At 67.4% G+C, this 20,174-nt stretch carries 25 protein-coding genes; 16 read left to right on the plus strand and 9 right to left on the minus strand.

The features are described from left to right. Window positions 1-31: 31 nt before the first annotated feature. Window positions 32-466 (minus strand): tellurite resistance TerB family protein, encoded by a 435-nt coding sequence (locus DRB17_RS15085; protein ID WP_114583053.1) that lies wholly within the window; start codon window positions 464-466, stop codon window positions 32-34. A 150-nt stretch (window positions 467-616) separates the two neighbouring features. On the opposite strand from DRB17_RS15085, the gene DRB17_RS15090 reads away from it, so the two are divergent. From DRB17_RS15090 to DRB17_RS15100, 3 genes are all read left to right on the plus strand, one after another. Then, window positions 617-1,552 carry an AEC family transporter gene (locus DRB17_RS15090; protein WP_114583054.1) on the plus strand — a complete coding sequence of 312 codons (936 nt, stop codon included), beginning with the start codon at window positions 617-619 and terminating at the stop codon, window positions 1,550-1,552. A gap of 201 nt (window positions 1,553-1,753) precedes the next feature. Beyond that, window positions 1,754-2,035 carry a type II toxin-antitoxin system RelE/ParE family toxin gene (locus DRB17_RS15095; protein ID WP_114583055.1) on the plus strand — a complete coding sequence of 94 codons (282 nt, stop codon included), beginning with the start codon at window positions 1,754-1,756 and terminating at the stop codon, window positions 2,033-2,035. Window positions 2,036-2,130: 95 nt separating this feature from the next. Next, window positions 2,131-2,454, plus strand: coding sequence for a HigA family addiction module antitoxin (locus DRB17_RS15100; protein ID WP_241503855.1), 324 nt, complete (start codon window positions 2,131-2,133; stop codon window positions 2,452-2,454). A gap of 17 nt (window positions 2,455-2,471) precedes the next feature. Here DRB17_RS15100 and DRB17_RS15105 read toward each other — a convergent pair whose 3' ends face one another. Beyond that, window positions 2,472-5,252: an ATP-dependent DNA helicase gene (locus tag DRB17_RS15105; RefSeq protein ID WP_114583057.1), complete on the minus strand. Its 2,781-nt coding sequence runs from the start codon at window positions 5,250-5,252 to the stop codon at window positions 2,472-2,474. Window positions 5,253-5,386: 134 nt separating this feature from the next. Between DRB17_RS15105 and DRB17_RS15110 the strand changes: the two genes are divergently transcribed. After that, window positions 5,387-6,982 carry a lysine--tRNA ligase gene (locus DRB17_RS15110; RefSeq protein WP_114583058.1) on the plus strand — a complete coding sequence of 532 codons (1,596 nt, stop codon included), beginning with the start codon at window positions 5,387-5,389 and terminating at the stop codon, window positions 6,980-6,982. A 49-nt stretch (window positions 6,983-7,031) separates the two neighbouring features. On the opposite strand, the gene DRB17_RS15115 is transcribed toward DRB17_RS15110, so the two are convergent. From DRB17_RS15115 to DRB17_RS15130, 4 genes are all read right to left on the minus strand, one after another. Further along, a complete protein-coding gene (locus DRB17_RS15115) occupies window positions 7,032-7,430 on the minus strand; it encodes a hypothetical protein (protein WP_147274923.1) in 399 nt (132 codons plus the stop codon). A 77-nt stretch (window positions 7,431-7,507) separates the two neighbouring features. Further along, the gene (locus DRB17_RS15120; RefSeq protein ID WP_114583060.1) at window positions 7,508-8,353 is read right to left on the minus strand and encodes a branched-chain amino acid aminotransferase; all 846 of its coding nucleotides are present in this window, start codon (window positions 8,351-8,353) and stop codon (window positions 7,508-7,510) included. A gap of 124 nt (window positions 8,354-8,477) precedes the next feature. Then, entirely contained in the window at window positions 8,478-8,789 is a 312-nt protein-coding gene (locus tag DRB17_RS15125; protein ID WP_114583061.1) for a hypothetical protein, read from the minus strand. Between the two features lie 74 nt (window positions 8,790-8,863). Then, on the minus strand, window positions 8,864-9,496 hold the full coding sequence (locus tag DRB17_RS15130) for a LexA family transcriptional regulator (protein WP_114583062.1): 633 nt from the start codon (window positions 9,494-9,496) through the stop codon (window positions 8,864-8,866). 119 nt (window positions 9,497-9,615) lie between these two features. Between DRB17_RS15130 and DRB17_RS15135 the strand changes: the two genes are divergently transcribed. Together DRB17_RS15135 and DRB17_RS15140 are read left to right on the plus strand one after the other, a co-directional pair. Continuing rightward, the gene (locus tag DRB17_RS15135) at window positions 9,616-10,002 is read left to right on the plus strand and encodes a hypothetical protein (protein ID WP_241503856.1); all 387 of its coding nucleotides are present in this window, start codon (window positions 9,616-9,618) and stop codon (window positions 10,000-10,002) included. Beyond that, window positions 9,999-10,436: a hypothetical protein gene (locus tag DRB17_RS15140; RefSeq protein ID WP_241503857.1), complete on the plus strand. Its 438-nt coding sequence runs from the start codon at window positions 9,999-10,001 to the stop codon at window positions 10,434-10,436. Before DRB17_RS15135 ends, DRB17_RS15140 begins: the two co-directional genes overlap by 4 nt. A 50-nt stretch (window positions 10,437-10,486) precedes the next feature. On the opposite strand, the gene DRB17_RS15145 is transcribed toward DRB17_RS15140, so the two are convergent. Both DRB17_RS15145 and DRB17_RS15150 read right to left on the minus strand, forming a co-directional pair. Continuing rightward, window positions 10,487-11,380 carry an Abi family protein gene (locus DRB17_RS15145; protein WP_114583063.1) on the minus strand — a complete coding sequence of 298 codons (894 nt, stop codon included), beginning with the start codon at window positions 11,378-11,380 and terminating at the stop codon, window positions 10,487-10,489. Further along, the gene (locus DRB17_RS15150; RefSeq protein WP_114583064.1) at window positions 11,373-11,750 is read right to left on the minus strand and encodes a hypothetical protein; all 378 of its coding nucleotides are present in this window, start codon (window positions 11,748-11,750) and stop codon (window positions 11,373-11,375) included. Before DRB17_RS15150 ends, DRB17_RS15145 begins: the two co-directional genes overlap by 8 nt. Window positions 11,751-12,034: 284 nt before the next feature. Here DRB17_RS15150 and DRB17_RS20245 point away from each other — a divergent pair, with 284 nt between their 5' ends. From DRB17_RS20245 to DRB17_RS15165, 4 genes are read left to right on the plus strand one after another with little or no spacing between them, the layout of a single operon-like run. After that, the gene (locus DRB17_RS20245; RefSeq protein WP_153242378.1) at window positions 12,035-12,199 is read left to right on the plus strand and encodes a hypothetical protein; all 165 of its coding nucleotides are present in this window, start codon (window positions 12,035-12,037) and stop codon (window positions 12,197-12,199) included. Between the two features lie 3 nt (window positions 12,200-12,202). After that, window positions 12,203-13,771 carry a portal protein gene (locus tag DRB17_RS15155; RefSeq protein WP_114583065.1) on the plus strand — a complete coding sequence of 523 codons (1,569 nt, stop codon included), beginning with the start codon at window positions 12,203-12,205 and terminating at the stop codon, window positions 13,769-13,771. After that, a complete protein-coding gene (locus DRB17_RS15160; protein WP_114583066.1) occupies window positions 13,758-13,976 on the plus strand; it encodes a Bbp19 family protein in 219 nt (72 codons plus the stop codon). The genes DRB17_RS15155 and DRB17_RS15160 overlap by 14 nt, the downstream gene beginning before the upstream one ends. Window positions 13,977-14,022: 46 nt before the next feature. Beyond that, a complete protein-coding gene (locus DRB17_RS15165; protein WP_114583067.1) occupies window positions 14,023-14,787 on the plus strand; it encodes a capsid assembly protein in 765 nt (254 codons plus the stop codon). 130 nt (window positions 14,788-14,917) lie between these two features. Here DRB17_RS15165 and DRB17_RS20000 read toward each other — a convergent pair whose 3' ends face one another. Continuing rightward, complete coding sequence (locus DRB17_RS20000) at window positions 14,918-15,352, minus strand: hypothetical protein (RefSeq protein WP_147274924.1); 435 nt, start codon at window positions 15,350-15,352, stop codon at window positions 14,918-14,920. A gap of 218 nt (window positions 15,353-15,570) precedes the next feature. Here DRB17_RS20000 and DRB17_RS15175 point away from each other — a divergent pair, with 218 nt between their 5' ends. The 6 genes from DRB17_RS15175 to DRB17_RS15200 form a co-directional block, all read left to right on the plus strand. Then, a complete protein-coding gene (locus DRB17_RS15175; RefSeq protein ID WP_147274925.1) occupies window positions 15,571-15,759 on the plus strand; it encodes a hypothetical protein in 189 nt (62 codons plus the stop codon). A gap of 407 nt (window positions 15,760-16,166) precedes the next feature. Beyond that, entirely contained in the window at window positions 16,167-16,985 is an 819-nt protein-coding gene (locus tag DRB17_RS15180) for a phage capsid protein (protein WP_114583070.1), read from the plus strand. A 13-nt stretch (window positions 16,986-16,998) separates the two neighbouring features. Then, window positions 16,999-17,268 carry a hypothetical protein gene (locus DRB17_RS15185; protein WP_114583071.1) on the plus strand — a complete coding sequence of 90 codons (270 nt, stop codon included), beginning with the start codon at window positions 16,999-17,001 and terminating at the stop codon, window positions 17,266-17,268. A 190-nt stretch (window positions 17,269-17,458) separates the two neighbouring features. After that, window positions 17,459-18,031 carry a phage connector family protein gene (locus DRB17_RS15190; protein WP_114583072.1) on the plus strand — a complete coding sequence of 191 codons (573 nt, stop codon included), beginning with the start codon at window positions 17,459-17,461 and terminating at the stop codon, window positions 18,029-18,031. Then, window positions 18,028-19,935 (plus strand): phage tail protein, encoded by a 1,908-nt coding sequence (locus DRB17_RS15195; protein WP_114583073.1) that lies wholly within the window; start codon window positions 18,028-18,030, stop codon window positions 19,933-19,935. The genes DRB17_RS15190 and DRB17_RS15195 overlap by 4 nt, the downstream gene beginning before the upstream one ends. Continuing rightward, window positions 19,935-20,174: hypothetical protein (locus tag DRB17_RS15200; RefSeq protein WP_147274926.1), on the plus strand; the 240-nt coding region annotated here is incomplete at its 3' end. The genes DRB17_RS15195 and DRB17_RS15200, both read left to right, overlap by 1 nt.

Below are 20,174 nucleotides of genomic sequence, written 5' to 3' on the forward strand. Positions count from 1 at the left end.
GGCGTGTTGGAGCCGCCGCCTACAATGCCGCCTACAATGTGGCGTGGCGAACGCGGGTCGCGCGCTCGATCGCGGCGGCTTCCAGGCGACCTATCTCCAGGCCGTAGCGCAGCATCTCCAGAAGCCGAAGCTCTTCCTGCGAGGCTCTGCCGTCGGCGGCGGCGACATCGCAGGCCAGCGCATAGGCGGTTTCGCACAGGTGCTTGGGCAACGCGGCCCTGATCGTCTCGATCACCTGGTCCAGGCCGTCCTCGTCGCGCAGCAGGTTGGCGCAGTCCTCCGCCGTGCTCGACAGCTTCTCGCGGTCGAAGTCGCGGAATACGGGCCAGTGCGAGACGACGTCCCCGATGGTCGCCAGTTCCCGGTCCGTCATCTCCCTGTCGGCGGCGGAGACGAGGACCATCGTGTAGATCAGCGCGGCGTGGTGGTCGATCGTGCCTGCCCGGCTCTTTCTGTCGCTTGGCATTGTTATCACTATCCCTGCATCTCTTGGATCGCTACGTATCGCGGTCGTGGCGGGGGCCGTCAAGCGGCGCGGTCATTATGCCGGCTCGCATGGCTGGATTGCGGCATTGGTGGTTTGCGGTTCAAGGCTTTTCATGGCACACGCCCGCGCATGTCCGCAGTCGTGCAAGTGGTCCTCCCCGTTTTCGGCATCATCCTGGCCGGCTATCTCGCCGGGCGGCGCGGCCTTCTGGGGACGGGCAGCAGCCAGGCGTTGAACGGCTTCGTCTATTACGTGGCGTTGCCGGCGCTGTTCCTGATCTCGATGGCGCGGGTGGAGATCGACCAGATCCTGAACTGGCCGTTCCTTCTGGCGCTGGGCGGCGCGCAGCTTGCGACCTTCCTGATATCGGTCCTGGGCGCGGCCGTGCTGTTCCCCGCGCGCTTCGGCACGTTGTCGCTGCACGGCATGACGGCGGTGTTCGCGAACACGGGCTACATGGGCATCCCCTTGCTGCAGACGGCCTTCGGCGATGTCGGGACGCTGCCGGCGGTGGTGGCCACGGTCTGGCACGGCGCGGTGGTGATGGGTCTTGGCATCGTCATGCTGGAGGCCGACTTCAACCGGGGCAGCGGCCTCGCCATCGTCGCCCACGTCGCCAAGGGCGTGATCTCCAGCCCGCTGGTCCTCTCCGCCGCCGCGGGTCTCGCGCTCTCGGCCCTGCAATTGCCGATTCCAGCACCCTTTGCGACTTTCTGCGATATCCTGGCGGCGGCGGCCGCGCCCTGTGCACTCTTCGCGATGGGCCTGTTCATGGTGGGCCGCTCCGTCACGGCCGGGGCAAGCGAGCTTGGCTGGCTGGTGGCCATGAAGCTGCTGATCCAGCCGGCCATCGCCTATTTCATCGCCATCGAGGTCCTGGCCATCGACCGCCTGTGGGCGATCTCCGCCGTCGTGCTCTCCGCCCTGCCGACCGGCGCCCTGGTCTTCATCCTGGCCCAGCAATACGGCGTCTACACCCAGCGCTCCACCTCCGCGATCCTGCTGTCCACGGTGGCCTCCGTGGCGACGCTGTCGGCGCTGTTCGCGGTGCTCGGAGTGCGGTGAGAGCAATTATCCGGAGCGCGGTGGGTAATTCTTAGGATATCTCGGGGGCGTGAACGCCGCCCACGCAATCAATTTTTGCCGTGCCGGACCAAGGCCATTGACATTTTGAGTGGATATAATATATACGGATAACGATACTAACGTAATGCGTTAGTATCGATCATCGACACACCTGGGGCAAGGTCGATGGAGTGCTGAGTATTGATAAAGAGCTTCCGGGATCCGGAGGCGGAGAAGATTTATGCGGGCAAGGCATCGCGGAAAATGCCAAGCCAGATTCAGCGGCAAGCAAGGCGGAAACTCCGCATGCTGGCCGCTGCCGTCGAGCTGCAGGATCTTTCAAGCCCACCCGGCAATCGCCTGGAAAAGCTATCGGGGGACCGTGCCGGCCAACACAGCATTCGTATCAACAATCAGTGGCGTATCTGTTTCAAATGGAATGATGGCGCGGAAGCCGTGGAGGTCGTCGATTATCACCGTTGAGAATGGAAATTGGAGGCAGACGGCCTAACGGCCATGCTTAATCAGGTGTCGTCGGCTTTGGCACTGGTCATACGTGGAAACAAGGTTCATCGGGAATGGTAATCGCGCCAGCCATGGCAACATTATCCAACATCCATCCGGGCGAAATCCTCCAGGAAGAGTTCATGGAACCCCTGGGTCTTTCGGCCTACCGTCTAGCGAAGGATATCGATGTTCCCCAGACGCGGATCGCGGCGATCGTGCACGGCCGGCGAGGCGTGACACCCGACACGGCCGCGCGGCTGGGGCGCTATTTCAGGACATCGGCGCAGTTTTGGCTGAACCTGCAGGCCGCCTACGATCTTGAGGAGTTGGAGCGGGATAAGCGCGCCGAGCTTGAGCGTATCCATCCGCGTGACGACATCGCGCTTGCGTGCTGAGCACTGGCCCGCCGGCCTCACCCCTCCAGAAACCCTCGCGTTCCCGCCACCGCGTCGGCGAGGCCGCAACGTACCACCTCCACGCCCTCGGGGAATGCGCCCGTTAGGCGGCTTGGCATCATCGGGTCGAGCAGGACGAAGACGCCCCGGTCGTCGGCGCGGCGGATCAGGCGGCCGTAGGCCTGCTTCAGGCGCAGGCGAGTGATCATGTCGTCGTAGCGGCGCTTGCCGAACAGTTCGCGCCGGGCCTTGTGGCGGATATCGGGGCGCGGCCAGGGCACGCGGTCGAACACGATCAGCCGGAGCGAGCGGCCCGGCACGTCCACGCCGTCGCGCGTGGCGTCGGTGCCAAGAAGGCAGCCGTCCTCCTCCGCCCGGAAGATGTCGACCAGCGTGGAGACGTCCAGGCCGTCCACGTGCTGCGCGAACAGCGGCAAGCCCGCCTGCTCCAGCCGCTCGCCGATCCGGCCGTGCACCGCGCGCAGGCGGCTGATCGCGGTGAACAGGCCCAGCGCCCCGCCGCCGGCGGCCAGGAACAGTTCGCGATAGGCCGCGGCCACCTGGCCCAGGTCGTCCTTGCGCACGTCGTTCACCACGAAGACGCGCGTGTGCGCGGGATAGTCGAAGGGCGAGGGCACGGCGGCGCGGAAGGCCGGTTCCGGCAGATGCACCGCGCCGGTGCGAATCTCGGCTGCCTGCCAGTCGGCCTCCGGGTCGCCGCTGCCGTCGCGCAACGTGGCGGAGGTGACGACGAGGCCCTGCGCCTTTTGGGCCACCTGCTCGGCAAAGGGGAGCGTCGGATCGACCCAGTGCCGGTGCAGGCCGACGTCGAAGTCGCGCCCACCGACGCGCTCCACCATCAGCCAGTCGACGAACGCATCCGGGCTCTCTTCCTCCTGCATGGCGGCCAGCATCTGGCGCCAGGCCTCCACCTGCGCGACGCCGCGGCGCTCCAGGCTGCGGCTGGTCGCCTCGATGCGTCGCCGGCTGTCGCTGTCCAGCTCTTCCGCCTCGTCGTCCAGGCGCGCGCGCAGGCCCGCCAGCAGCCGCTTCATCGGGTCCAGCAGCCGGGCCAGGGCCCGGTCCAGCTCGGCGCTCGATTCCAATAGGGGCGGAATGACCGGACGTAGCTCCGTTTCCAGGCTGTACGGGTCGCCGGGACGATGTACGCGCGCGTACACCTGCTGTCGTACGTGCGCGAGGAAGGCCTCGCAGGCGCCGTTCGCGGCATCCTCGGCGATGCGCTGGTGCCAGCCCTCGGCCGGCAGCAGCCGCGCGGCGCGCAGCGTCTCGTGCAGGGCGTCCGCCGTCGCGGTGTCGCCGCCGAGGATGTCCTCGACGCGCCGTTCCAGCCCGCGAATGCGGCCGGAAGCGCGGCTGCCCCGGCTGTCCGCGCCGAGTAGCCAGCGCCGCAGCTCGTAGGCCTCGCGCCCGCTGAGGTGGGCGGAGAAGGCGCTGTCGGCGGCATCGAAGACGTGGTGCCCCTCGTCGAAGACATAGCGGCTGGGCAGCCGTCCCTCGTCGCCGCCGCCCAGCGCGGCCTGGATCATCACCAGCGCATGGTTCGCCACGACGATGTCGGCCCGCCGCGCCCGGCGGATCGAATGCTCGATGAAGCAGGTCTTGTAGTGCGGGCAGGCGGAATAGATGCACTCGCCGCGCCGGTCGGTCAGGCCCAGCGTCTTGCCCCGGCCCAGCAGGTCGGCCAGCCAGCCTGGAAAGTCGCCGCCCACCATGTCGCCGTCGCGCGTGGCCGCCGTCCAGCGCGCCATCAGACCGACGGCCACGGCGTCCTGCCCGCGCACCTGCAGGCCGCGCACGGCTTCCTCCAGGTTCAGGAGGCACAGGTAGTTCTCCCGCCCCTTGCGCACGACCACGCGGCGCGCCTTCTCGCGGCGTTCCGGGAACAGGCGGTCAAGCTCGCCGTCGATCTGGTGCTGCAGGTTGCGGGTATAGGTGGACAGCCACACCGGCCCGGCGTTCTTCTGCGACCACACGCTCGCCGGCGCGATGTAACCCAGCGTCTTGCCGACGCCCGTCCCCGCCTCCGCCAGCACCATGTTGGGGGCGTCCGGCGTCTCGCGCGGCTGAAAGGCGTGGGTGACGGCGGAGGCGTAGTCCGCCTGCTGCGGCCGCGCCTCGGCGTCCTCGCCCAGGAGTTCGGCCAGGCGGTGGCGCGCCTCCTCGGCACTGACCGGCTGGTTGCCGGCGGGCGGTTCCGGCGCGGTTTCGGACCATTCGCCGAAGCGCTCCCACACCCGCAGGCCGTGGCCCCTGCGCGGCGCCTCGCCGCCCTCGCCGTCGAAGCCCAGCGCAGACAGCACCGCCGGCCCCCAGGGCCAGCCGGCCTCCGACATGGTCCAGGCGATACCGGCCGCGTCCCGGTCGCGCTGCCCGCGCGCCGCCAGCTCGGCCAGAAGGGCGCGGGCCGCCTGATGCAGCGTCCCGGCGGCCGCTTCCAGCCCGTCGGGCAATGGCAGGCCCAGCGCCACGGCAAGACCGCGCGGCGTCGGCGTGCAGAAGCTGGCCGGGCGGGTAAAGGCGTAAAGCTCCAGCACGTCGAAGACGGCGAACGGATCGGCGCCCAGCCGCCGGGCCGTCGCCCGCGCGTGGCACACCACCGGCGCCTCCGCCCGTGCCCGCGAAAGCGCGTCATCGTGGCCGAGCGCCAGCACCTCGCCATCCGCCTCCATCCACGCCGCGCCCGACAGCCCGGCGACAAGCACCGGCGCGCGCGGCAGGCGCACGCCCTCGGGCGGGAAGGATGAGGTTGCGGGAAGGCCGGATGCTGCTGTCATTGCCGGCGGAGTATAGGAGGCGTGAGCGCACCTCGCCATGCCCGCGTCGCTGGACTTGTCACATTGACGGCGCCCCGCGCGCGGCCTAGGTTCGCGGCTGGTTCGACCCGAGTTGTGAGACGGATTCCCGGCATATGGCGGAGTTGCGAGACTTGGCGCGCGCGGGCAAGGCGTGGCCGTTCGAAGAGGCGCGCAAGCTGTTGAAGCGCACCGGCGAAAAGACGCCGGAGAAAGGCTATGTCCTCTTCGAGACCGGCTATGGCCCCTCTGGCCTGCCGCACATCGGGACGTTCGCCGAGGTCGCGCGCACGACCATGGTGCGCCGCGCCTTCGAGGCGATGAGCGACATTCCCACGCGCCTGATCTGCTTCTCCGACGACATGGACGGGCTGCGCAAGGTGCCGGACAACATCCCGAACCAGGAGATGGTGCGCCCGCATCTGGGCAAGCCGCTGACGGAAATCCCGGACCCCTTCGGCACGCACGAGAGCTTCGGCCACCATAACAACGCGCGGCTGCGCGGCTTCCTGGACCACTTCGGCTTCGAGTACGACTTCGTCTCGGCCACCGACTGCTACCGCGAGGGCCGCTTCGACGCGGCGCTGCTCCAGGTGCTGCGGCACTACGACGAGGTCATGGACGTCATGCTGCCGACCCTGGGGGAAGAGCGGCAACGGACCTACAGCCCGTTCCTGCCGATCTCGCCGAAGACGCGCCACGTGCTGCAGGTCCCGATCCTGGAGCGGAACGTCGAGGCGGGGACGATCGTCTTCGAGGACGAGGACGGCACACGCATGGAACTGCCGGTCACCGGCGGCAATTGCAAGCTGCAGTGGAAGCCGGACTGGTCGATGCGCTGGTACGCGCTGGGCGTGGATTACGAGATGTCCGGCAAGGACCTGATCGACTCCGCCAAGCTGGGCAGCAGGATCACCAGGATCCTTGGCGGCACGCCGCCCGACGGCTTCCACTACGAGCTTTTCCTGGACGACAAGGGCGAGAAGATCTCCAAGTCGAAGGGCAACGGCCTGTCGGTGGACGAGTGGCTGACCTACGCCCCGGCGGACAGCCTGTCGCTCTACATGTTCCAGAAGCCCCGCGCGGCGAAGAAGCTGTACTTCGACGTCATTCCCAAGACGGTGGACGAATACCTCAGCTTCCTGGAGCGCTACCACCGCGAGGAAGACCCGGCGAAGCGGATCGAGAACCCGGTGTGGCACATCCACAGCGGCAATCCGCCGCAGGCGGAGACCGGGCTCAGCTTCTCGATCCTGCTGAACCTCGCCAGCGCGGCGAACACCGAGGACCGCGACACCCTCTGGGGCTTCATCAGCCGCTACGTGCCTGCCGCGACGCCGGAGACCGCGCCGATCCTGGACGGGCTGGTGGATTACGCCGTGCGCTATTACCGCGACTTCGTGAAGCCGGCGAAGCGTTATCGCGCGCCGAGCGCGATGGAGCGGGCGGCGCTGGAGGACCTGCTGGGCGAGTTGGACATGCTGTCCGCCGATGCCGAGGCGGAGGACATCCAGACCCGTGTTTACGAGGTCGGTAAGCGCCACGAGTTCGAGAGCCTGCGCGCGTGGTTCAAGGCGCTTTACGAAACGCTGCTGGGCCAGGAGCAGGGCCCGCGCATGGGCTCGTTCATCGCGCTTTACGGGCTGGACAATTTCAAGATGCTGCTGCGCCGCGCGCTGGCGGGCGAGGACCTGAGCCGGGAAGTGGTGTAAGCGCGGGCCTTCGTGCCGCGCGGGTCGGCGGCGGGGCAGGGGAGAGGGCTTAGCTCTCCCCGCAGACCGGGCACTTCAAGTTCGAGCCCTTGGGCGCCTTCGGGTGCCTTTCGTTTGCCAGCTTGTTGTTCGAATTGAACGCGTGATAGGTGCGGCAGTGCTTCTCGAACGCCGCCGAGGCGTCCTGCGCGTAGGAAAACTTGAAGCAATCATTGTCGGCTTCTCCCCCCAGGAAGCGGCCAAGCAAGCCGCGCTTGCTCTCCCGACCCAGGCTGTCGATCAGCGCCTGCCGGATATCGGCGTCGTCGCGGCCGACGAAGCGGACGATGAACTTCTTGTCGCGCGTCATCCGGCCGAGGGCGAAATTGCCCGGCCCGGCCACTTTGATCTTGCGGGTTATTTCCTTGACGGTCAGGGCGTAGGGACCGTCCATGTCGAGAGATGCCATGCTACCACTCCAAAGGCCGCGCGGAGCCTAAGTCTCAACGGTTTATACGGAGTTAAACCAAAAGGCGAATTTCGTGGCTACACCCGCTCGGTATCGTGCGCCCACTCCCAGTAGAGCTGGCGTGCCGTGGTGTAGATCGGGCCGGGCTGGAACTCGCGGGTTTCGACCGCCGTGATCGGCATCACCTTGCCGTAGTTTCCGGTCGAGAACACCTCGTCGGCATCCAGTATCTCCTGGAAGGTGATCCGCCGTTCCTCCACCGCGATGCCGGAGGCGCGCAGCAGCGTGGCGACCCGCTGCTTGGTGATGCCGTTCAGGAAGGTTCCGTTCGGTGCCGGCGTCGCCGCCACGCCGTTCTTCGCCAGCCACAGGTTCGCCGTGGCAAGCTCCGCGACGTTGCCGAGGCCATCCAGCATGACGGCATTGTCGAAGCCCTTCGCCCGTGCCTCGCGCAGGGCCAGGCCGGAAACAGGGTAGAGGCACGACGCCTTGGCGTCGGTCGGCGCGGTGCAGGGCAATGGCCGGCGATAGGAGGCCAGGCACACCTTCATGCCCTTGGGCTCGGGCAGGGGGCTGTCGTGCAGCGTCAGGCAAAAGCGGGTGCTGTCGGGATCCGGGGCGACGAAGCCGCTCTCGGCCCAGAACATCGGCCGGATGTAAAGGGCCGCGCCGGGTGTGAAATGGCGGATGCCGTCAAGCGCGAGTTCCTGCACTTCCTCGGCCGTCACCACCGGCTGCAGCCCCATGGCGTGCGCCGAGACGATCAGCCGCTCGCAGTGCCGTTGCAGGTCCGGGGCCCGGCGGTCGAACACGCGCGCGCCGTCGAACACCGTGGAAGCCATCCACGCGCCGTGTGTCATCGGGCCCATGACGCCAGGGTTGCCGTCGACCCAGCCGCCTTCCCAGAAATGCCACGCCGTCATCCCGGCGCCTCTCCCCTCGTTTCACATCCCGCCGGCCGGGATTGCCCGACTCCCGCCGGCCACAGCCATCGCCGCAACTACGCTAGCACAGCCTTTTCGATCCCGGCAAAGCGGCAAGAGGAGATTATCGCAACCTGGCGAAAAACGCGGCGACCCCGGCGTGGCGAAGCCGGCTCAGCCGTGCGGGGGCAGCGGCCAGGATCGCCGCGTCCCCGCCTTCGCCCGCGCCGTCGGCAAGGCGCCGGCGCGCGGCCGCGGCGGTCGTCACGCAGTCCCTGGCAAGACGGTCGAAGAGGCGGGCGTCGGCCGCATGCCGTGCGCGCCGTAGTTCGTCCGCGCCGCGCAGTCGCGCGGCCTGGCGCCACGCGTTGGGGAGCGGCCCGTCGTACCGCGCCTCAAGGTTGCAAAGCGCGCCGGATGGATTTGCCTTCGACATAATAGGAAATAAATCACATAACCAGCCCGCCAGTCAAGAGCCGGCAGCCCCGGTCCTCCACGGAACGGCACGCGCTACTGGCTGGCCCAGACGATGCGTGCCATCCAGGCGACGTCCCCGGTATCGAGAACACGGTCCTCGTGGTTCCGGTTCAAGGACATCAGCTCGACCTTGCGGACGCTTTGCCGGACCAGTTGCTTGGCCATGACCTCGCCTTCGCGCGTCTTGACCACGACGCGGTCGCCGCGGCGCAGGCTGGCCTCGGGCGAGAGGACGATGATGTCGCCGTCGCGGTAGACAGGTTCCATCGAATCGCCGCTGATCTCCAGGGCATAAGCGTGCTCGTCGTTGATCCGCGGGAACAGCACCTCGTCCCAACCCTGCCCGGTGGGAAAGCCGGCATCGTCGAAATACCCCTCGGTCCCCGCCTGGGCATAGCCGATGACCGGGATGTGCTGGGCCACGACGCTCGTGTTCTCCTCGCCGACGAGGGAGACGAACTCGGCCAGCGAGGCGCCGGTCGCCGACAGCACCTTCGCGATGGATTCGGTGCTGGGCCAGCGCAGCTTTCCCTCGGCCGTCTCCCGCTTCGACTTGTTGAACGTGGTCGGGTCCAACCCGGCGCGGCGCGCCAGGCCGGATGGCGATGTTCCATATTTCTCGGCGAGCCGGTCGATGGCCTGCCAGACGTCTCCGTGCCTCAACATGGGAACATGGTCTTAGAAAACCTCACCCGACGCACTAGGAACATAAGCATAAAAGTCCTTGACATAGGATAAAAGGCCGATACGTTCCGTTTTAGTTCAATTGCAAGTGTGAGGTGAGTATGCAACGGAAGGTGGAAGGCATATCGCGGGACAGCATTGCGTCCCCGGCGGCGGCCGGGGCGTCGTTACAGCCCTTCCGTGACGCGGAGGAGGCCTGGTTCTGGTTCGTGCAATGCCGTAGCGCGCAACTCGACGGCGCTCGCGTGACGGCCGGGAAGGGCGACACCCCGCGCCCGTGCGAACCGCTGGACATCCTCGCCGTCGTCGACCGTCTCTACCGCCGTCGCCGCCTGCTGCGCGAGCACCTGACGGTGCTGGCGGACTATGGTCGGCAGCTTATGCCGCCGGACCCCGACGCTCCCCGCCAGATGCGCGCCGCAAGGCTGTGGGAAGAGGCGCTGGCCGAGCTGGCGTCGCCGCTGCGTGACAAGGGCATCGTCGAATGACGGCGGCCAGCGGTCGCGGGTTTGCCGGGCCGGCGGGAAGGGCAGGCAAGGGCGGGCGCCTGGCGTTGGTGGTGTTCTCCGGCCGCACCGACCTGTGGTGGCTGCGCCCCCTGCGGCCGGGTTTCCGACACTGCCTGGTGATTCTGCGCGAGGCGGGCGGCTGGATCGTCTACGACCCGATGGCCCATGGCACCGACCTGGCCTTTCTCGCATGCGCGGAATTGTCTCCCGGCCGCCTCGCCGCCTGGCTGATCCAGCAGGGATATATCGTCGCCCCGGCCCGCCGCCGCCCGTTTCAGCCGCGCCCGTCTCCCTGGGTACCCTTCACCTGCGTCGAGGCCGTGAAGCGCGTGCTGGGCATCCGGGCGCGGCGGGTGGTGACGCCGTGGCAGTTGTATCGGTGGTTGGTGGGTGGAGGCATGTTTGACGCGTGAGGTTACTGCAAATCCACGAGCGCGCCAGCCAGTCGACCGGCCAAGTCCGCTCACAGACGCTCTTTCCAGTCTTCGGGAAAACCCATCGCGGCAAGCGGCGCTTTTCCACGGCCATCGATCAGCACGGCGAGCCGTTCCGGCCAACGGGAGCCGTCGGATATGACGGTCATGAAATGCTTGATGATCCCACAAGCGGCAAAAAGTTTGTTTCTGGACTCGGTGGGCCAAACATCTCGACGGTGTTTTGGTATTTTGGGCGTAATGGTAAAATCTCTGCTCCAAATCATGTTGTGATGCGCGCATACATTTCGTGTATATGTGAGAAAATGCAGCCAACTCTCTAATACATTATGATGCAAGTTGAAATACTTGGCCACGCTGATTCTTAAACTACCTTTTGTCCATTTATATATTCGTGAAAGCGCGCCAAATGAAAGTGTCTCCATAAGCATCCAGCTTGGTGGATATTTAGGCGAATCGTACCTGCTGTAGAAATGTTGGATGAATATGTGCGGATTCCGACGCGGATCGGGGCCAAGAACCTGATCGATCTCGCCCAGGATACGGTCATGCACCCCGTGGTCGAAATTCGCTGGGCTCAGGAGCCAAAACGCGCCGTGCTGCAAGGACGCGGCATTGGAAACATGCGCTTTGACCGCGACCTCGATGCGCTCAAGGGCGTCGGTCAAAAGGTGCCTTAGTTTTCTATCAAATATATACAGATTTAAAATGTCATCGAAATCGCAGCCATCTGTGAATTGGTGACTCTGACTGTCTATCTGAAAGTGTTTGGCATAGCCGCCAAGGCGGTAATACCCAATGAAATTAAGGTAATGCTTTGCACGGTCACGATCCGAAACATGCAGGCCCCGTCTTTCGAGCAGTGCAACTTGCTCATCTAGACTAAGCGCGGGTTTGGTAAATGGGATCCGGCGATCAGGCATAAAGAAACCCCCCGGAGGCGCTTCCGTGAGAGGCGCGGGGGGTGTTATTGGCACCCTGATTATACGCCTCGATCAGCATTGTCAACGTAATTGCACGATATGGACGAGATCCATGTTTCTCGATCTCGTGATGCGCGCCGGATACCACGTTGATTCCGGGTGCAGCAAGCCGCCAGCAGGAGCGCAGCCTGCGCAGCATCAAGAAAAGGAAAATATTCTTGACATTCCTAAATTCTAGGAATATATAAACTCCAACAAACGCCACAGGTGCGTCCACGGCCCAGGCCGCCGCGACGAGGTTCGCGGCGGCTTTTTTCATGCCCGGCCGATGGGGCGCCGGGATGCCGTAGAAGGTGAGGAACCAGGCCAATGGGAATCTTGAGTTCGCTGATGATGGAGTTGGCGGGGCAGGCTGTCGGTGTGCCGAGGGCCCTTGCGCCGCCGCCACCACCACCCCCGCCACCGCCGCCGCCGCAAAGTCAACCGTCCCCGGCTTCCCGGCCCGCTCAGGGCCGGGGCGGCCGGACGACGCGCAGCCGGCAATCGCCGCAAAGCGCCCAGGTCTCGCAAGGGACGGCGCCTTCACGAACGACCCCGGCCTCGCAGCCGGCGCCCGCGCCCGCACCGGGGCGGCGCGAACCCGAGCCGCCGGCGATGGAGGCCGATCCCGAAGACCCGGACGACCTGGCCGACCTGCCGGAGCCTGCGCGGCAAAGACGCAACCGCCGGTCCAGGCGCGCCACGGTCCGCAACGCCCCCGTCGGCCTGCTGGAAGAGCGGCTGACCGCGCCGCGCCGCAAGTCCTTGCTGGGAGAGTAGGCGATGTCGAACCTCGACGCCGACAGGGTGCTGGACCGCTTCCGGCGCGCCAAGGACCGGCGGAGCAACTGGGAATCGCTGTGGCGCGACTGCGTGGACTACACCCTGCCGCAGCGCAACGGGGGCATCGGCCGCGCCACGCCCGGCGAGCGCAAGGCCGACCGCCTGTTCGACGCCACCGCCGGCGACGCGGCCGAGCAGCTTGCCGCCAGCCTGCTGGCCGAGCTGACGCCGCCGTGGTCCCGCTGGTTCGGGCTGGTGCCCGGCCCGGCCCTCGGCACGGCCGAGCGCGAGCGCATCAAGCCGCGCCTGGCCCAGGCCGAGGAGGCGCTGCAAGGCCACTTCGACCGCAGCAACTTCTCCGTCGAGATACACCAGGCCTACCTGGACCTGGTGATCCTGGGCACCGCCAGCCTGCTGTTCGAGGAGGCGCCCATCGGCGCGTCCAGCGCGTTCAGGTTCGCCGCCGTGCCGCTGAAGGACACCGTCCTTGAGGAAGGCCCCGACGGCGCGCTGGACGTCACCTTCCGCCGCAGCGAACTGACCGCGCAGCAGCTTGTCGCCCGCTACGGCGCGCAGGCGCTGCCGGAGAACCTGGCCGGGCGGAGCCCCGACGAGGCGGCGGACGAACAGCGCTTCGCCGTGGTCGAGGGCGTCCTGCCGGACGGTGTCGCCTACGACTACCTTGCCGTGCTGGAGCGCGGCGAGGGCGTGGGCGAGCCGGCGGTGCTGCGCCGGGGCCGCTTCGGCCGCTCGCCGTTCATCAATTTCCGCTGGATGAAGGCGCCGGGCGAGATCTACGGCCGCTCGCCGGTGATGCGCGCGCTGCCGGATATCCGCACCGTCAACAAGGCGGTGGAGTTGACCCTGAAGAACGCCTCCATCGCCGTCACCGGCATCTGGCAGGCCGACGACGACGGCGTGTTGAACCCCGCGACGGTGCGGCTGACGCCGGGGACGATCATCCCCAAGGCGGTGGGCTCCGGCGGCCTGACCCCGCTACAGCCGCCGGGCAACTTCGACGTCTCGGAACTGGTGCTGACCGACCTGCGGGAGCGGATCCGCCAGGCCCTGCTGACGAACAAGCTGGGCACCGTCGACAGCCCGCGGATGACGGCGACGGAAGTGCTGGAGCACAGCGCCGAGGTCGCCCGCGTGCTGGGCGCCACCTTCGGTCGGTTGCAAGCCGAACTTCTGACGCCGCTGGTGGCGCGGGCGCTGTCGATCCTGGCCCGGCGTGGCGAGATCGAGCCGCTGTCGCTGGACGGACGCACGGTGGCCCTGCAGTACCGCTCGCCCCTGGCACAGGTGCAGGCGCGCAAGGACGTGGCGAACACCACCGCCTGGGTCGAGCGCCTCGCCGCCTTCGGCGAGCCGGCGCTCAGGATGGTGGACCTGCCGGCCACCGCGCACTGGATTGGCCGGGCAATGGGCGTTCCCGAGAGCCTGATCCGCGAGGTTCCGGCCGAGGCGCCGGTCCCCGAGCAGCTCCCGGACCCGCGAGCGGCGGCCCCCGAACAACCGCCGGCCCCGCAACAGCCGGCGGCGGAGGTGCCCGATGGCGGGCGATGAGGCGACGGACCCGCGCGATGTCGAGCGGGCCTTCGCCCGCTGCTTTGCCGGGCCGGACGGGCGCCGGGTCCTGGCGCACCTGCGGCGGACCACGCTGGAGCGCACGCTGGCCCCGGACGCCAGCGAGGCTGCCCTGCGGCACATGGAGGGCCAGCGCGCCCTGGTCCTGCGCATCGCGGCGCTGATCGAGCGCGGCCGGGTCTAGCGCCAACGGCCCGCGAGCAACCGAGATCGAACGAAAGGGATAGGACATGGACGAAATCAACCTGCTGACCGAGCCGGTGGACGAGGCCGAAAGCCCTACCGGCGGCCAGGGCCGGGACCGCGGCAAGCCCCAGGTGCCGGCGAAGTTCCGCGACCCGGAAACCGGCGAGATCCGCGTCGAGGCGCTGTTGAAATCCTACCTGGAGCTTGAGCGCAAGCTGGCCCGCATGGTCGAGGTGCCGGGCGCCGACGCCGGCGAGGATGCGCGCATTCACTTCCGCCGCGCCGTCGGCATCCCCGACACGCCCGAGGAATACGAGATCACACCGCCGCACGAGTTGATCGACGCCGACCCGGAGGTGAACCGCCAGCTTCACGAGGCTGGCTTCACCCCCGCCCAGGTCCAGCTTGTCTACGACCTGGCGGGCGAGCGCCTGTTGCCGGCCATCGACGTCATGAGCAGCGAGTTCGAGGCCGACCGGCAGCTTGACCGTCTGATCGACCACTTCGGCGGCGAGGACAAGTGGCGGGAGGTGGCCGCCGCGCTTGGCACCTGGGGCAAGAGCAACCTGCCGCCCGAGGTGTTCGAGGCACTGTCGACCACCTTCGAGGGCGTGCTGGCGATGCACCGGATGATGGCGGGCGGCGAGCCCGGCCTGGTGCAGGACGCCATGCCCGCCGGCGCGCTGGGCGAGAACGAGCTGCGCCGGCTGATGGCCGACCCGCGCTATTGGCGCGACCGCGATCCGGGCGTCGTCAAGCAGGTGAGCGACGGCTTCCGCCGGCTGTTCCCGGGCAGCATCGGGACCTGAGGTTTTCCAGGTTCGGGGCGGCGCTTCCTGCTTCCCGCCGCCCCGCGAAAGGCCGCCGGGACACCCGGCCGGAAAAGCCCGCCCGCCGGCCGCGCGCCCGGTCCCGGCGGCCTTTCACATCCGTGTATGTTCAGCGCGTATATGCGGCGCATTGCGAGAAGGCCCAGATGCTTTTAAAACCCTGCGCCTTTGCATGCGAAAATGGGTGCCCGGGGTGTGGATCAGGCCAGAGATTCAAGACGACTTCTCGCCGGAGGACATAATCGAGGAGGCGATGGGGGACTATGTTCTTGAGTTCCTTCTGGCGGTCGAGTTCGATGACCGGCAGCGCGCGGCGCAAGCGCATCTCATGTCCGTCATGCTGATCGACGGCGGCAGCTTCATCGGAGACCTGGACGGTATCTACGATTTGCGGTTCGGCATCCGCGAAAAGCAGGTCGGGAACGAGTTCATCGTCGGGGAGCCGGACTTCTCGCGTGCCCGGAGCCGCCGGTGCATCCACCGGAATGACCGTGGACGGGTTCTCGACCTCGTTTGCAGCGCGGTGCGTATGCTGCTCGAACACGTGGAGCCTGCCGGTGTCACCATGACTACCTACGACCGCTATCTGCCCATGAAGGCGATAAGTGAAGTATCAAAGGATATGCCGGATGCTGGAGGACCTGGGGTACGCGCGTTGCCGCGCCTACATCGATCCAGACGGGCGGAGCCGCTGGTTCCACATGCGCTCGCTTGCAGGTATCGGTAAATCCGATTAACGTTGCCTTGATGGAGGAAACGGCGATGAATGCACCGTCCAAGGATATTCTGGAGCGCGTGAGCGACCGCGCCGGAGAAGCCGTGGCGCGTGGCGAACGCGCCGCCGCCCCGGGCCTGAGCGACCGGCAGCGCGCCCTGATTCGCGATGCGCAGGCCAAGATCGACGATGAGCATTCGCCGGTTATCCAGGCGGGAATTCGCGCCGCCGTGTAGCGGGCGCTACCTGCGATTGCCCGTTAGGGCAGCATGAACGAGACATCGATCGGCGGAGAGGAAAATGCCCTCTCCGCCGATTTTCGTTTGTCGCCAATTTCTTAGAGGCCCCTGCTGCTGTTGCTCGCAGTGTTGGGGCGCCTACCCCTCTGGCTGCCTTGCGGCAGCCTGTCTCCCCCTGCAGGGGAGACGACTGTTTATCGTTTAATGTCAACCTCTTAGTCGCTCCCCGGCGGGGGAGCTGTCTGCGTAGCAGACTGAGGGGGGATACCCGCTGTACGGACAACCGACTTGGCCGGCCCGTGCGGCGTTCCACTGCCTGACGCGTCCGCCCCGCCTGTCCTTGGGCGGGAAAACGGGCGCCGCGGCGTTTCATCCGTAATCTTCAACCGTGATGGGACGACCAGATGTCCACACAGATCGAACAGGCCTTCGTCAAGCACTTCGAATCCGAAGTGCACCAGGCCTATCAGCGCCAGGGCTCGAAGCTGCGCGCCACGGTGCGCAGCAAGAGCAACATCAAGGGCGCCAGCACGACGTTCCAGAAGGTCGGCAAGGGCACCGCGTCCACCAAGGCGCGGCACGGCCAGGTGCCGGTGATGAGCATCGACCACGAGCCGGTCGAGTGCCTGTTGGCCGACTACTACGCCGGTGACTGGGTCGATAAGCTCGACGAGCTCAAGGTCAACATCGACGAGCGCATGGTGGTGGCGAACGCCGGCGCCTATGCGCTGGGCCGCAAGACCGACGAGTTGATCATCGCCGCGCTGGATGAATCCACCAATTTCGCCGGCGCCGACACCGACGGCCTGACCAAGCCCAAGGTGCTGGAAGCCTTCGAGCTTCTGGGCGTGGCGGACGTGCCGGACGACGGCGACCGCGTGGCCGTCGTCGGCTGGAAACAGTGGTCGGAGCTTCTGGGTATTAAGGAGTTCGCGAACGCAGACTACATCGGCCAGGAGGAGCTGCCCTGGAAGGGCACGCAGGCCAAGCGCTGGCTGGGCGCGCTGTGGATGCCGCATTCCGGCCTGACGCTGAACGCCGGGGTGCGCTTCTGCCACTGGTTCCACAAGAGCGCCGTCGGCCACGCCTCCGGCGCGGATGTCAGCAGCGATATCACCTGGCACGGCGACCGCGCCGCGCACTTCGTCAACAACATGATGAGCCAGGGTGCCTGCCTGATCGACGCCGACGGCGTCGTCACCATGCGCGCCCTGGAAACCTGATGGAGACGCCCTGATGGCTTTTCAGGCACGGAACCTCAGCGTGCTGGCCTACGCCAACGGCTTCACGCTCTGGCACTACACCTCGGCCGATGCGGCCGCGAGCATCGACACCGAGGGCTACTTCAACGACGCGGCGGAGATGCTGCGCGTGGGCGACATGGTGATCGCCAACACCAGCACCGACACCACCCCCACCGGCGGCCTGTTCCTGGTGAACAAGAACACCGGCGGCATGGTGGACGTCGCCGACATCACCCAGGTCGGCGCCAGCGACACCGACTAGGCGCCCTATCTGCGGCCACCCCCTCATCCTGTCCTTCTCCCCCGACGCGGGGGAGAAGGGACGACAACCGATGCGGCGCAGCCACCCGGAGAGTTTCCGCTGCGCCGCGATTATCGTTCCCTCTCCCCCGCGTCGGGGGAGAGGGACAGGGTGAGGGGGGAGCGCCGCCCCAGGAAAGGACCCCCTGACCATGACCCAATCCGCCGTCGCGCTGTGCGCGCGGGCGCTGATCAGCCTGGGCGCGCGGCCCATCGCCAGCTTCGAGGAAAGCGGCGTCGAGGCGCAGGTCTGCCGCGAACTTTACCCCGGCCTGCGCGATGCCCTGCTGTCGGCCCACCCCTGGAACTTCGCCGTCGCGCAGGCGCGCCTGCCGCGCCTTGCGGCGGGGCCGGTGGCCGATTTCGCCCACGCCTTCCAGTTGCCGGCCGACTTCCTGCGCGCCCTTTCCGCCGGCGACGGCACGCGCGGGCGCGGTGTGGAGTACCGCATCGCCGAGCGGCGCCTGCACGCCGACGCGCCACAGGTGACGCTGACCTACGTCTTTCGTCCGCGCGAAAGCGACTTCCCGCCGTTCTTCGGCCACGCCCTGACGGCGCGGCTGGCGGCGGCGTTCTGCCTGCCGATCACCGAGAGCACCAGCCGGGCGGAGATGCTGGGCCGCCTGGCGGAAAGCGAGTACCAGCGCGCCAAGCAGGTGGATTCCCAGCAGGACGTGCCGCCGCGCCTGTCCGACTTTCCGCTGGCGGAGGCGCACGGCGGATGACCCGGCAGTACAGCTACAAGACCAACTTCACCGCCGGCGAGTTGGACCCCCGGCTGCTGGGCCGGGGCGACCTGAAGGCCTACGAGAACGGGGCGGGCCGGCTGTCCAACGTCGTCCTGCACCCCACCGGCGGCGTCAGCCGGCGCGACGGGCTGGAGTTCCTGGCCGAGATGCCGGGCGCGGGGCGGCTTGTCGGCTTCGAGTTCAACACCGAACAGATCTACCTTCTGGTGTTCACGCACTTCCGCCTGGACGTCTACCAGGACGGCGCGCTGATCGCCGGCAACATTTCCGCACCCTGGCACGAGAGCCACCTGAGCGAGATCGCCTGGGTGCAAAGCGCCGACACGCTGTTCGTCGCGCACCCCTCGGTGCGCCCGCGCATGATAACCCGCAACGGCCCCGGCGACTGGCGCATCGACCTGCTGGAGTTCTCCATCATCGGCAAGGAGAAGATGGTCCCGCACCACAAGTTCCTGGGGCTGGAGGCGACGCTGACGCCCAGCGCGGCGACGGGCGACATCACGCTCACCGCCTCGGAGCCGCTGTTCGTGGACACCACCCATCAGGGCGTGCCGTTCCGCCTGCACGGCGGCCAGGCGCGGATCACGAACGTGGTCTCCGCCACGGTTGCCGACGCCACGGTCGAGATCGACCTGAACGCGGCCGAGGAGACGGCGAACTGGACGGAGGAGGCGTTCAGCCCGGTGCGCGGCTGGCCGTCGACCGTGGCCTTCCACCAGAACAGGCTGGTGTTCGGCGGCTCGCGCGACTTGCCGAACCACATCTGGATGTCGAAGACGGACGACCTGTTCAACTTCGACGCCGGCGACGGGCTGGACGACGAGGCGATCCACTTCGAGCTGCTGTCGGATCAGGTGAACGCGGTGCGCGGGATGCTTTCCGGCCGCCGGTTGCAGGTGTTCACCTCCGGCGGCGAATGGATGGTGACGGGCGATCCGCTGACCCCGAAAACGGTGCAGGTGAAGCGCCAGACCCGGATCGGCTCGCGCCTGGACCGCTTCGTGCCGCCGCGCAACGTGGACGGCGCCACGCTGTTCGTCTCCCGCGACGGCGGCAAGCTCAGCGAATACACCTTCGCCGACGTGGATCGGGCCTTCCTGGCCAACGACCTGTCACTGCTGGCCGGGCACATCGTCGAGGACATGATCGACCTGGAGTACGAGGACAAGGCGCGCCTCGTCCACGCGGTGCTCGGCGACGGCAGGCTGGCGACGCTGACCCAGTTCCGCACCGAGAAGGTGACCGCCTGGTCGCATCACGAAACCGACGGGGCCGTGACCTCGGTCGCGGTGGTCGGCGACTTCGTCTACCTGCTGGTCGAGCGCGACGGCGGCACCTTCCTTGAAGTGTTCGAGCCCTCCGTCGGCTTCGATGCCGCGCTGCGCGGCAGCGCCGACCCGCCGGCCGACACCTGGTCCGGGCTGGATCACCTGGAAGGCGAGACGGTCGGCATCCTGGCCGACGGCCGGATCAAGCCCCGGCAGACCGTGGCCGACGGTCGCGTGGTGCTGGACGAGCCGGCTTCGGAAGTCGTCGTCGGCCTGCCCTTCACGCACGAGGTGGCGCCGCTGCCGGCGCTGGCGAGGAACGCCCTGGGCCTGGACCATGCGATCAAGATCCGGCTGATCCGCGCGACCTTCCGCCTGTTCGAGACGGCGGACCTGCGCGTGGACGTCGGCGAGGGGCCGCGCCCGGTCCCCTTCGGCCAGTTCGGCGACGCCCTGCTGGGCGCGCCTTCGGAAACCTACAGCGGCGACAAGAGCGTGCGGGCGCTGGGCTGGCAATCGGCGAAGCCGGAGCCGCTCTGGCGCATCGTCAGCGACGCGCCGCTGCCCTTCACGCTGCTTTCCGTGACAACCGAGATCAAGGTGAACGACTGATGGCTTCCCTGGGACCTTTCCTGATTCAGACCGCCATTGGCACCGCGATGCAAGCCCTCCTGGGTCCCCAGGACGTAAACAGCCCGGAGAGGTTCGCCGCCGACCCGCGCGTGCAAAGCGTGCGCGGCCAGGCCCGCCGGGCCGAGCGGCGGACCCTGCTGCAACGCGACCGGCGCACGGTGGAACGTCGCGACGAGCTGCGCCGCGCGCAGGCCGGCGCGCGTGCCTCGGCGGCCGCG

The sequence above is a fragment of the Ferruginivarius sediminum genome, assembly GCF_003344765.1.
In the GTDB taxonomy this organism is placed as follows: Bacteria; Pseudomonadota; Alphaproteobacteria; order Kiloniellales; family Rhodovibrionaceae; genus Ferruginivarius; species Ferruginivarius sediminum.

Coding starts and splice junctions, on each gene's coding strand:
- DRB17_RS15085 (WP_114583053.1), bottom strand. CDS start 466: ATGCCAAGCGACAGAAAGAGCCGGGCAGGCACGATCGACCACCACGCC.
- DRB17_RS15090 (WP_114583054.1), top strand. CDS start 617: ATGTCCGCAGTCGTGCAAGTGGTCCTCCCCGTTTTCGGCATCATCCTG.
- DRB17_RS15100 (WP_241503855.1), top strand. CDS start 2,131: ATGGTAATCGCGCCAGCCATGGCAACATTATCCAACATCCATCCGGGC.
- DRB17_RS15105 (WP_114583057.1), bottom strand. CDS start 5,252: ATGACAGCAGCATCCGGCCTTCCCGCAACCTCATCCTTCCCGCCCGAG.
- DRB17_RS15110 (WP_114583058.1), top strand. CDS start 5,387: ATGGCGGAGTTGCGAGACTTGGCGCGCGCGGGCAAGGCGTGGCCGTTC.
- DRB17_RS15115 (WP_147274923.1), bottom strand. CDS start 7,430: ATGGCATCTCTCGACATGGACGGTCCCTACGCCCTGACCGTCAAGGAA.
- DRB17_RS15120 (WP_114583060.1), bottom strand. CDS start 8,353: ATGACGGCGTGGCATTTCTGGGAAGGCGGCTGGGTCGACGGCAACCCT.
- DRB17_RS15125 (WP_114583061.1), bottom strand. CDS start 8,789: ATGTCGAAGGCAAATCCATCCGGCGCGCTTTGCAACCTTGAGGCGCGG.
- DRB17_RS15130 (WP_114583062.1), bottom strand. CDS start 9,496: ATGTTGAGGCACGGAGACGTCTGGCAGGCCATCGACCGGCTCGCCGAG.
- DRB17_RS15135 (WP_241503856.1), top strand. CDS start 9,616: ATGCAACGGAAGGTGGAAGGCATATCGCGGGACAGCATTGCGTCCCCG.
- DRB17_RS15140 (WP_241503857.1), top strand. CDS start 9,999: ATGACGGCGGCCAGCGGTCGCGGGTTTGCCGGGCCGGCGGGAAGGGCA.
- DRB17_RS15145 (WP_114583063.1), bottom strand. CDS start 11,380: ATGCCTGATCGCCGGATCCCATTTACCAAACCCGCGCTTAGTCTAGAT.
- DRB17_RS20245 (WP_153242378.1), top strand. CDS start 12,035: ATGGAGGCCGATCCCGAAGACCCGGACGACCTGGCCGACCTGCCGGAG.
- DRB17_RS15155 (WP_114583065.1), top strand. CDS start 12,203: ATGTCGAACCTCGACGCCGACAGGGTGCTGGACCGCTTCCGGCGCGCC.
- DRB17_RS15160 (WP_114583066.1), top strand. CDS start 13,758: ATGGCGGGCGATGAGGCGACGGACCCGCGCGATGTCGAGCGGGCCTTC.
- DRB17_RS15165 (WP_114583067.1), top strand. CDS start 14,023: ATGGACGAAATCAACCTGCTGACCGAGCCGGTGGACGAGGCCGAAAGC.
- DRB17_RS15175 (WP_147274925.1), top strand. CDS start 15,571: ATGAATGCACCGTCCAAGGATATTCTGGAGCGCGTGAGCGACCGCGCC.
- DRB17_RS15180 (WP_114583070.1), top strand. CDS start 16,167: ATGTCCACACAGATCGAACAGGCCTTCGTCAAGCACTTCGAATCCGAA.
- DRB17_RS15185 (WP_114583071.1), top strand. CDS start 16,999: ATGGCTTTTCAGGCACGGAACCTCAGCGTGCTGGCCTACGCCAACGGC.
- DRB17_RS15190 (WP_114583072.1), top strand. CDS start 17,459: ATGACCCAATCCGCCGTCGCGCTGTGCGCGCGGGCGCTGATCAGCCTG.
- DRB17_RS15195 (WP_114583073.1), top strand. CDS start 18,028: ATGACCCGGCAGTACAGCTACAAGACCAACTTCACCGCCGGCGAGTTG.